Source organism: Pseudoalteromonas sp. SR43-3, from assembly GCF_014163875.1.
Lineage (GTDB): Bacteria > Pseudomonadota > Gammaproteobacteria > Enterobacterales > Alteromonadaceae > Pseudoalteromonas > Pseudoalteromonas distincta.
In genome coordinates this window covers 40,315-46,546 of record NZ_JACJEC010000026.1, presented here as the reverse complement: position 1 = coordinate 46,546, position 6,232 = coordinate 40,315, and the positions used below count along the sequence as shown (strand labels likewise).

Annotated in this window: 5 protein-coding genes; 1 reads left to right on the top strand and 4 read right to left on the bottom strand. The window is 39.3% G+C overall.

Going from position 1 to position 6,232, the window contains the following annotated elements:
* Window positions 1-257: 257 nt before the first annotated feature.
* Complete coding sequence (locus tag H5088_RS18820; RefSeq protein WP_024597192.1) at window positions 258-1,115, bottom strand: tetratricopeptide repeat protein; 858 nt, start codon at window positions 1,113-1,115, stop codon at window positions 258-260.
* A 111-nt stretch (window positions 1,116-1,226) separates the two neighbouring features.
* Here H5088_RS18820 and H5088_RS18815 point away from each other — a divergent pair, with 111 nt between their 5' ends.
* On the top strand, window positions 1,227-2,537 hold the full coding sequence (locus tag H5088_RS18815; RefSeq protein WP_149606414.1) for a M20 family metallopeptidase: 1,311 nt from the start codon (window positions 1,227-1,229) through the stop codon (window positions 2,535-2,537).
* Between the two features lie 67 nt (window positions 2,538-2,604).
* Here H5088_RS18815 and H5088_RS18810 read toward each other — a convergent pair whose 3' ends face one another.
* The 3 genes from H5088_RS18810 to H5088_RS18800 form a co-directional block, all read right to left on the bottom strand.
* A complete protein-coding gene (locus H5088_RS18810) occupies window positions 2,605-4,545 on the bottom strand; it encodes a DNA topoisomerase III (RefSeq protein ID WP_182734008.1) in 1,941 nt (646 codons plus the stop codon).
* 45 nt (window positions 4,546-4,590) lie between these two features.
* A complete protein-coding gene (locus H5088_RS18805) occupies window positions 4,591-5,097 on the bottom strand; it encodes a hypothetical protein (RefSeq protein ID WP_182696310.1) in 507 nt (168 codons plus the stop codon).
* Between the two features lie 212 nt (window positions 5,098-5,309).
* Window positions 5,310-6,230: a flagellar motor protein MotB gene (locus H5088_RS18800; protein WP_024597196.1), complete on the bottom strand. Its 921-nt coding sequence runs from the start codon at window positions 6,228-6,230 to the stop codon at window positions 5,310-5,312.
* Window positions 6,231-6,232: the final 2 nt, after the last annotated feature.

The following is a 6,232-nucleotide window of genomic DNA, read 5'->3' as shown; positions in this document are numbered from 1 at the left end:
CATGTTTAAAGTACTTATGGCAAACTGATGTCTCAGGCATAGCAGTTGTGACTTATGTGGGTTGTGGTGATTTACATAAGATCATAAATTGCTGTGCCTGTCACGTTTTGGGGATTCGTCAGCCCAAAGGGTTCTTCCTAGGGGCTATTTACTCTTTGTTACTCGGTTTTTACTTAGCCCACTAGGTTACAAATCTCGCGCCGCGATTAAACACCCCCTAGTTTGAACAAATTTTAATCCGCAAAGAGCAACAGACCCTAGTATAAAATACTATATAACTTGCGACGATACTTAGCTGCGAGTGCGTCGCCATCAGGTAAAGAGGCAATAATGGCTAAAAAGCTTGGTTTTGCTTCGTTGAAGTTCAGATCTTTTTGTAGAACTGTAAACAGTACATCCAATGCTTCTTCTTTTCTGCCCGCTTCATTAAGTAAAATACTGAGCTCTTCTTTTAGTTCTAAGTCATTTGGATACTTTTCTACTTGTTGTTGCTTTTCTTTAATCTCTGGTGAATCTTTTGCTTCAAGCGCGGCTTCGCATTTTGCTTTTATATTATTAAAGTAAGCATCTTGCTCTTGTGCATCTATTGTATTTATAAGCGCTTGTGCTTCATCTACCTTGTGAATTTGAATACATATATCTGCTAGCACTAATTTGATACGTGCATTACCGCTGTCTATTTCATAAGCTTGCTTTGCATAATTAAATGCAGCATTTAAATCTGACTTTAATAACGCTTGCTTTGCTTGTTCTAACAGTAAGTCTTGTTGCGCAGGTAAATGCTTTGCTAGGGCTTCGCGTATTTGCGCTTCGCTTTGAACACCTGCAAGTAAATCTACCGGTGCGGAGTCTTTTAATAATACAAGCGTAGGCAGTGTTTGCAGACCAACTTGTTGCGCAAGTTGAGAAGCGAGTGCTTGTTCTGCATCGCAATCTAGGTTTGCTACTACTATATAGCTTGCATATTCTGCTGCTACTTTATCTAAAATTGCAGCCTGTCCAATGCAGTCAGGACTTTGAGGAGAGAAAAAGTTAAGCAACACCAATTTTTGTTGTGATGTTTCACCGAGTACTTGTTGAAGGTTTTGCGCATTAATACTAACTATGTTGCTCATTGAATTGATTGCCATATTCGTCTATTTAGGTTTTTATATGGTGGTGAACATAATAATTACAAGTCATATACCTAAATCACTCGGTATACATATTCAACAATAAGGGAAAATATGAAATTAACTTACCTAAGTGCAATACTTTTATTAGCAAGCCCATTAGTACAAGCAAATGGACTCGATTTGAATTTAAGCAAAGCCATGCCAGCTATTGAAAAGTTTTACCTCGACTTACACCAATCCCCAGAGCTCTCTTATCACGAACAAAAAACAGGTAAAAAGATAGCAGATAGATTAACTCAGCTGGGTTTTAAAGTAACAAGTAATGTAGGTGGCTTTGGTGTAGTTGGTATTTATAAAAATGGTGAAGGGCCGACAGTAATGATCCGCACTGATACTGATGGCTTACCTATTATTGAGCAAACAGGAAAATCCTATGCCTCAAAAGTCAAAGTAATTGACGAGCACGGTGCAAAAGTAGGTGTAATGCACGGCTGTGGCCACGATATCCACATGAGCTCTTTTATTGGAACTGCAGAGCAGTTAATTGCTCATAAAAAACAGTGGCAAGGTACATTAATGATGGTTGCACAGCCTGCAGAAGAAGTAGGTGGGGGTGCTAAAGCGATGTTAAGCGAAGGACTATTTAGTAAATATGCAAAACCTGATCATATAATTGCTTTACATGTAAGCGCTAGCGTCCCCGCTGGTAAGGTATCAATGAAAAATGAATACACGATGGCAAGTGTAGATTCTGTCGATATTACAATTAAAGGTAAAGGTGGTCATGGTGCTTATCCGCATACAACTATAGACCCAGTGGTTATAGCTGCACGCACTGTACTTGCTTTGCAAACAATCACAAGCCGAGAGCTTTCACCGCTTGAGCCTTCTGTTATTACAGTGGGGTCTATTCATGGTGGTTCAAAACATAATGTGATTTCGGATGAAGTAAAACTACAACTCACTCTTAGAAGCTACAACCCCGATGTAAGAAGCGCTCAAATAGCAGCAATAAAACGAATCACCGCAGGTATTGCACAAAGTGCTGGCTTAAATGAATCTAACTACCCTGTAATATATGTACATGAAGATGAATCTATTCCATCTACTTATAATAACCCTGCACAAACAGACATTGTTAGAAACTCTATTGCCAGCGCAATTGGCGATACTAATGTACTTGAAACACAAGCTGTAATGGCGGGTGAAGATTTTGGCCTATACGGTCGCACCGATGAAAATATCCCTATCACCCTCTTTTGGCTAGGAGGCGTAAACCAAGCACAATATGCAGATTCAATAAAAACAGGTGAGGTACTCCCTTCTCTACACTCTAGTAAATTTGCACCAGATTATAAAGTTGCTATTCCTACTGGAATAAAAGCAATGAGTAACGCTGCTGTTGCCTTATTTAATAAGTAACCTGAGTTTAGGTTAAGTAATACCAATTCAACATTAAGCAACATGGTTTAATAAAATGGCTCTGTTGCTAACTAGCAACAGAGCTTTTTTTATAACTCGACTTTTTAAAGGTCGCTTTTCCACCTCGTTTAGCAAAACGTTTTTTAGGTGAGCTTTTTGGTAACTTCGCAAATGCATTGCTATCGCAGTTTGCTGCTAATTGAACAAACCCATTTAGGTCAGCAAGTAAAGGCTGTAAAAATTGCTGATAACTCATTGCCTGCTGTGCAATATCACCTAAGCTCGACTCCCACTTTGCGGTTAAATCAGGACTCGCTAAACCTTGTGGTAATACGCTAATAAGAGCAAGTCCCGTTTCGGTCGCTCTAATTGACTTACCTTCACGTTTTAAAAAACGCCGCTTAAATAGCAACTCGATTATTCCCGCACGTGTTGCCTCCGTACCTAAACCATCAGTGTCTTTTAATACTTTTTTAATTTGTGGATCTTTAACATAACGGCTAATGCCCGTCATCGCAGCCAATAATGTGGCATCGGTAAAATAAGCTGGGGGTGATGTATGCTTTTCGACTACTTCGCCTTTATCACAAAAAAGAGGCATACCTTTTGTTAAAGGAGGTAGCGAGGCTTCATCTTTTAATTCAGATTTACCCATTAACACCTTAAAACCCAAGCTTACATCTTGCTTTGCATTTGCCTTAAAAAGCCCACCAGCAATAATTACCTCAGCTTTAGTTTCGTTATATATATAGTCGGGATAAAACTGAATTAAGTAATGACGGCTTATTAATTGATATACCTTTGCTTCGTCACCGCTCAAACTCGCTGACTTTAACTGCTTAGCCGTAGGCACAATGGCATGATGGGCAGCTACTTTTGAATCGTTAAAACATTTACTACGCTTTTTTACATCAGCCCCGTTTACTAATTCACTGCTTTGCCCCCCATTTGCACTTATTGCCTTTAAAATAGCAGATGCTTCTTGATGGTGATCTTTGGGTAAATAACGATTATCTGAGCGTGGGTAAGTAATTAGTTTATGACGTTCGTAAAGTATTTGGCAAATATCCAATACTTTTTGAGCTGGCATACCAAATGCTTTAGCGGCATCTATTTGCAGAGCAGATAAATTATAAGGTAATGGAGCACTTTGCTTTTTTTGTTTTTGGTCGAGTGAAATAAGCTCAGCACTTTGCCTTGTAATACGTGAAGCAACATTTTCTGCAAGAGCTTTGTTAAGTATTCGCCCTTCTTCATCTTGATGTGGCTCACATGCTTTGCTTGGAACCCACTTAGCTATGAATGGTTGATTATCTGGAGTAAGCAAATGCGCCAATACATCGTAAAAAGGCTTAGATACAAAGTTCGCTATTTCGTTATCTCTATTAACAACAAGACCTAAAATAGGGGTTTGCACTCGCCCTACCGAAAGCACATTACCAAACCCTGCTTTTTGCCCAGCTAGTGTGTATGCACGTGTTAAATTCATACCAAATAGCCAATCAGCACGAGAGCGCGCTAAAGCAGATACACTTAACGGAATAAAATCTCGATTAGAACGCATTGCGCCCAATGATTTCTTTACCGCCGATAAGTTTAAATCACTAATGAGTAAACGTTGCGTACTCTGCTTTTTAGCCTGACTTATTTTGGCTTCTTCTATTACTTGATCGACTAGTAGCTGGCCTTCACGGTCTGGATCGCCAGCGTGAATAAGTTGCGAGGCCTGTTTAATTAATTTTTTTAAAACAGTGAGCTGTTTGCGAGTTTTGGTTTTGGCTTTTAACTTCCACTGTTCAGGTATTATAGGTAAGTGTTCAAACTGCCATTTTTTAAAGCGCTCATCATAGTCATCGGGTTCTGCTTGTTCTAGCAAATGCCCAATACACCACGATACACAATCGCCATTAGCGACTTCTATATAGCCATCGTGTTTTTTATGTGGTTTTGGTAACGCATCAGCAATAGCGCGTCCTAGTGAAGGTTTTTCTGCAATGTAGAGTTTCATGGGAGTCGCTCACTCACTGTTCATATAAACAGTAGTTTAGCACAGCTATTTTGAAGGTGGGGAGTTTTCTATTTTTGACTTTACACTACCTTGCTTAGTGAAAAGGATAATTAAAGGTAAATAGCATACAACCACCGTGGCAATATTGATAAATGGCATTAGGGTCTGATAAATAACGGTACTGTAAGCTAAATCCCACAAATGGCGGTCAACTAATCGGAATAGTTGTAATATAGGTGCGCCAATAACAACTAGTTGCCCAATAACACATTGCCATAAATAAACTTTATCCTTTATACCCCAGTAAGCGATAAGTGCCATCCAAATAATATCTGTGATCGCCCAAACTAAATAACGATAAATATAAATGTCATCAAACGCTCGTAGGCTTGAAGCAGTTAGGTTACCAAAGAGGAAAAAAGCTGCGGTAAGTAATACAAATCGAAAGGCTAGGCGATCTTTAAATACAAAAAATATAAAAATAGCCGGACTTAGCATTAAAACCCAGCTTTTGCTTAAAATACTAACAATATATAAAAACCATTCAGGCAAAATACTCTGCCCTATTTTGTTTTTTTATCGTCATCAGTACCATCACCATTACCCGGCATGTCGCAATATTTATTGATTATTTTCACAGGCACTCCATTACATATGTTAAGGAAATGTACTGTAAGCTAAAATGACGAAATTACCAAGATACTTAAGGCAATTAAGTACCTTAAATCAAAACAAACATAGTGAAATATAACACAAGCAATAACTTAGCGCACATCAATAGGAGCAGACTCTTTAGCCTTACCTTGCAGGATTGATATTTCTACTCGACGGTTTCTTCGGCGATCTTCATTTGAATCGTTTGGAACAAGTGGACGAGTATCAGCTCGCCCCACTACCATCATGCGGTTTTTATCAAACCCTTGCACCGTTTGCAGCTCGCTTGCTACAGCTACAGCTCGCTTTGACGATAAGTCCCAATTATTAATATATAGCTCATTCGATACCTGAAAATCGTCGGTATGGCCAGATACAGTTATTTCGCCAGGTACATCTTTTAACAGTACACCAATATCTTGAATTATGGGTTTAAACTTAGGTTGTAAAAATGCACTACCCGAAGGAAATGAACCATTCTCTCTAATACGAATAATTATTTGCTGCCCTAAAGATTCAAGCTCAATTGCGCCATCTATTATTTGCTTTTCAAGCTGCTGCGCGATTTTTTTAACGAGCTCGTTAGTTTGTTCCTGATCGGCCGCTGAAGTTGCTTGCTCTGACGATTGCTCTTGAGAAGTACTACGAGATTCGCCACCACGTTTGTCCCCGCGCTGTTCTTGCCTGCCGCCAGCTGAGCTTTCATCTCCAGCCTGAAACTCTAACATTTGTTGAGTCATTTCTACTGTTTGTTGTTGAATAGTTTCTATTGGAGTGGGTTCTGGTTTGCCTGGGGTAAACTCCATAGCAATAACAGAGGTACCTTTAGGGATATCTTTTACTTCAATTTTATTCTGCACACCAAAAGCAAACTTCATAGAGCCCGCAATTTGTTTAAACTTAAGTACATCCATTTCTGAAAACGCAAGCAAGAGTACAAAAAAGCACATTAACAGTGACATTAAATCGGCAAACGTTCCCATCCATGCTGGTAGGCCTGGTGGTGGGCATTTGCACTCTTGATCAGACATAA